The organism is Micromonospora sp. BQ32, assembly GCF_059358895.1.
Genome location: NZ_JCADBI010000040.1, coordinates 1 through 3,416 on the forward strand (window position 1 = coordinate 1; position 3,416 = coordinate 3,416).

At 57.7% G+C, this 3,416-nt stretch carries 4 protein-coding genes; 2 read left to right on the plus strand and 2 right to left on the minus strand.

The window, feature by feature from the left end; translation table 11 throughout:
- Window positions 1-332: hypothetical protein (locus AC5L30_RS32845; RefSeq protein WP_494872147.1), on the plus strand; the 332-nt coding region annotated here is incomplete at its 5' end.
- Window positions 250-636 (plus strand): hypothetical protein, encoded by a 387-nt coding sequence (locus AC5L30_RS32850; RefSeq protein ID WP_466008711.1) that lies wholly within the window; start codon window positions 250-252, stop codon window positions 634-636. The genes AC5L30_RS32845 and AC5L30_RS32850, both read left to right, overlap by 83 nt.
- 225 nt (window positions 637-861) lie before the next feature.
- On the opposite strand, the gene AC5L30_RS32855 is transcribed toward AC5L30_RS32850, so the two are convergent.
- Entirely contained in the window at window positions 862-1,641 is a 780-nt protein-coding gene (locus AC5L30_RS32855; RefSeq protein WP_494872149.1) for a hypothetical protein, read from the minus strand.
- Window positions 1,642-1,837: 196 nt separating this feature from the next.
- Window positions 1,838-3,238, minus strand: coding sequence for a Fic family protein (locus AC5L30_RS32860; RefSeq protein WP_494872150.1), 1,401 nt, complete (start codon window positions 3,236-3,238; stop codon window positions 1,838-1,840).
- Window positions 3,239-3,416: the final 178 nt, after the last annotated feature.

Below are 3,416 nucleotides of genomic sequence, written 5' to 3' on the forward strand. Positions count from 1 at the left end.
CAGAATCCGGCGTACAGGTCGACTCGTCCGTCGCCCACCAGGCCAGCCGCCCCGACATGGTGGCTGACCTGCTGTTTCTTCGGGCGCTGGTGGTCGTCGGTGGTTGTCTCTGGTCAGCGTTTGACGGCCCGGTGACGGCCCAGACGGCCCAGGGACGGCCCAAGAGCAGCCATCCGCAGGCTGGCTACTCAACGACCAACATCTGTCAAAGCTATTTACTGCTCGTCATCGATCAACTACAGATCCTGTATGAAGATCCTTCGGCGGTACTGGGGGCTGCTCGCTCTCTTGGCGTTGATCGCCGTCTGGTGGTCCGGCAACGCCGGCCCTGAGCTTCTCTACTTCCTGTCCGCCGGAGTGGTCATATGGTCGCTGCTTCAGGCACCCGCGTGGTGTGGTGCCGGTACCCGCAAGCGGGGAGCCTTCTGCCGCAACAACTCCTATGGACTGCTGCTCGGGTGTCACCTACGCGAGCACAGATGGCAGAAGTTCAAGCTGCTCTTTTGGAATCGCCGATGGGCCGAGTTCAGTCGCGGGACCTGGGCGACCCCAGCTTCCAGGTTGGCGACCGTGACGGGTCTGGTCGGGACCGTCTCGGCCATCGCCACCGGCATCAAGGACTTCGCGTTGAGTTGAAGCGGAATTAGACCGGCTTGGTCGTGACCTGCGGCGACCTGGTTGGCACGCCGGTCGCGCCCGTCGTGGTTTGCCGTCGCTGCTGGGTGGTTGTCGACGTTTGAGCTGTCTTGTGCCCCCTGTGCCCCAGGCGCGTCCGCCGCAGCTTGCCGTCCCCGGCGTAAAGACACGCGGAACCGCCGCTGGGGAACCTTCTTTCGAACCACTCACGCTTACACATAGAATTCATTTCATCGGCGCAAGCCAGGCAAGAAGCGCAACAATGAACGAGAGCACGCCGAAGGTTGCCGCCACGACACTCCCATTAATCGCTCTCGCGGCATTCCATCCACTCTTTGCCATCTGCAACAGTCGCCGCTTGGCCTCTCGCTTCCGAACAACCGGCTTGAATCTCACTCCAGCAGCAGCGTTGCTTGAGAAGATGGCAAAAGCCATCAACCAGAGGACAAAGAAAAGACCGGATCCGATGAACAAGAAGGATAGGGTATCGACGAAGTCTAACGATGCAACGAACGATGCCGCGAACTTCGCTACGGCTACCGCGTATACAAGCGGGATAAGGAAAGCCGCCATCGAGAAAAACCAGCGGTTAGCACCTCGCGTTCGCTTGTTGACGATGAAGTAGTTGGCGACTCGCCGATATTCAAGAGGCAAGTCGATTCCTTCTCCTGAATATGTAAGGGTGGTATGCGTGCTCGGTGACGTGCGACCGCCGACTACAAGGCGGATCGCTCCCTTATCCTGCGAGCTGCTCAGCTCCAGGAACGGAAGCATTCCACGTGGTGCCGCTTCGAAGATTTCAGTTAGAGAATTTCGAGAAGTAATGTAAGCGACATTTGTGGCCGCGCTGGCCCTTGAGTTTCGAGGGGCGACCGGACTTAGGTAATGGTTCGAAACACTCCACCGGTTAGTAGAGTCGCCTAACAGGTTGGCGATAACCAGGAGATCACCAAGGGTCAGACGAACTCCATAGAGGTGAATTTGTGCCAATACTGCGTCGTCCACTGAACTTAATTCAGTCACGCTGCCCCTAGTGGTTGAATGCCGGCAGACTCATGAGCATGGAGCTACGCTTCCTCCGCTCTTGCCAACCATCCGAGGCTATGGCCTGCGGTCATGCTCAGTGCTGGACACTATGGCAATGCGGCGCACGCCTCCCGCATCTCGTACCGTGCTGCACAGCTTTGGCTCGCGCTCGTCGTCAACTTATATAGCCCTGTTGGCGCAGTTTCTCCGTAGCCTTTTTAACGACATCGTGTGCAACTAGAGATAGCTGCCGCTCCACCCAAGCCGCGATCTTAAACTGAAATACTTGCGAAAGTGCTGGTTCAACATCGCGGAGGTACACGTCGAGCGGAGCAGTATTGCTAAGATTAGTGGTGAGTATAAAATCTGCCCCGGGCGTGCTCGGTAAGGCCATGAAGGCAGACATGGTGAGGTTTTGGGTGATATTCGTTGGCGGCCCTGAATAAACCGAGCAGCTTAGATGAGTTTTCGCCCCTGCTCCATACTTTCGATAGCCAACGGGCGCACTCGTCGTAGAATCACTGTGGAGCCAGCCTAGTCTCGCTTTGAGCTGAATCCAATCCTTCACCAAGGAATTAGCTTCCGCCAAAAGCGCCTCTAGAATGCGCGTATGGACGGCATCTAACTGGGCATGGGTTAGGCCACCCCTGCCAACTTGCGCTTGATCGAAGGCGGCTAGCGTGAAAGAGAGGTCGGGGACCTCGACGTCTGGAACATGCGTGAGCACGAGCTGCATGCTATCTATTACACGGTCTAAAATGAATTGCACCAGCAACGACGAATCGCCCTCGTCTGCCGCCTCCAGTGCGTCTATGTAACGATCCTTTTGGTCCGCAAATATTACTAGAGGAACCCCCGGCTTCCGATAGAGATAGGCTGATGCGAGAGCACGGGCAACGCGCCCATTACCGTCGGCGAAGGGATGGACGCACACGAACGCGTAATGAACGTAAGCGGCCTGTAGCACTGGATGGGCTTCGCGGAACTGATTCGACGACAGCTCGTCTACGAGCCTTTGCATCTCGGCCGGCGTGTCCACCACCGGCGCATAGTGGTGAATCCTCCCCGTGGTTAAGCTAGTGGGATTATTAGGATAATGCTTGTATTCACCTTTAGGAAAATCGTGCTGCTGCGGACCTTGCGAGGTGTGAACCGTATACGTCTCTTGGGTTGCGCATATGGTCGCATGAATATGCCGAATAAAGGCTTCGGTGACGGGAACATGCTTCGTTGCGAGGTCAAGGATTAGCTCATAGGCAGCGAGCGCGTCTTCAATGGTGCTGCGGACAGTAGCGCCGCGCGCCTCTACGGCAGCCTCCCACGCAACCGCTTCGAGTGCGACCGTACGAGTGAATCCGCGATCAACCTGGTAGAGGCCCTCGATAGCTCCAGTGTCAACAGCCGCGACGCGGGTTGCCGTGTTCACTGCCTGCGCCAACGCCGTCGGCCCCGCAGACTTCCTGCGATCGGCCAACAGGCTCGCATACTTGTCGTATGCCGCCTTCGGCATCTCCAATCGATACCACTTTGCGAAGTCAGGAAACGGCCGGTATGGACTAGCCTCAGCTTCGATCACGGGCTCATTTTGGCATCGCAGTTCGCGCTTGGCCAGCAGACCCGTCTATGTAGTTAGGATCTCGGTCCGAATGCCCGAGCTGCCGCCCCATCCCGTCTGCCATCGGCCCGCCTCTGAGGGAACTGGCCGCCATCCGGTCCTTCACGTCAAGCGCACCTTGACGCCCGTGGGAGCGACC